At 39.3% G+C, this 229-nt stretch carries 1 protein-coding gene; it reads left to right on the forward strand.

All coding sequences use genetic code 11. The features are described 5' to 3' along the window. Window positions 1-48 precede the first annotated feature (48 nt). On the forward strand, window positions 49-229 hold a 181-nt coding region (locus AOA61_RS02510; protein ID WP_256583325.1), incomplete at its 3' end, for a DUF3603 family protein.

The raw sequence follows: 229 nt of genomic DNA on the forward strand, positions 1-229 counted from the left end.
ATGAATGGGTTAATCCGTCGAGAACGTCAATTAAAGCAGCTATTGTTTATGGCTGTTGATCAGTTATATCATGAGGCAGAAGCTGCAGAAATTAAGTATTGGTACACTGAGTGGGCGCCAGACAAGTATCTTGAAATTCAGACGATGAACTTTAATCAGGCGTGGAATGGGTTATATAAAGACATTAAAGAAGGGTGGTCCAAAAAACATGAGGACTACTGCTATACAA

The sequence above is a fragment of the Pseudomonas sp. 2995-1 genome (assembly GCF_002742505.1).
In the GTDB taxonomy this organism is placed as follows: domain Bacteria; phylum Pseudomonadota; class Gammaproteobacteria; order Pseudomonadales; family Pseudomonadaceae; genus Aquipseudomonas; species Aquipseudomonas sivasensis.